This is a genomic window from Brevibacillus sp. SIMBA_040 (genome assembly GCF_046535075.1).
Taxonomy (GTDB): domain Bacteria; phylum Bacillota; class Bacilli; order Brevibacillales; family Brevibacillaceae; genus Brevibacillus.
In genome coordinates, this window is the sequence record NZ_JAWRXI010000101.1 from 1 (window position 1) to 331 (window position 331).

At 58.0% G+C, this 331-nt stretch carries 1 protein-coding gene; it reads left to right on the forward strand.

The annotated features are described in order from the left end of the window. Positions 1 to 54: 54 nt before the first annotated feature. A partial coding sequence (locus SB752_RS32135; protein ID WP_410719459.1) for a hypothetical protein occupies positions 55 to 331 on the forward strand: 277 nt, incomplete at its 3' end.

A 331-nucleotide genomic window follows, 5' to 3' on the forward strand; every position in this document is an offset into this window, starting at 1 on the left:
GGCCTCGTGCTCGTTGAGCCGGTCAAAATGGATGGCTCGTGGCAGGACACCAGGGTGTCAACAAGCAAGAGCATCAAGGCTCTCAAAGGTGCGTATAAGGCGACGTTGGTCGATGGCAAGGCGAACGGCTACATCAAGAACTTCGACACGGGCGAAGATCGTGCATGGCGGCCGCATGGCATCACGATGAACTCCGAGGAGCGCGAGCGAATCCGTAAAGCGCTGGAACATAACCAGCGCTATTCATTACAACGATCAAGCTCACATGTGCGGCCGACGCCGGATTCAATTGCCGGGGCTGATCGGGACGATGCAGCAGTTGAGGCGCGCG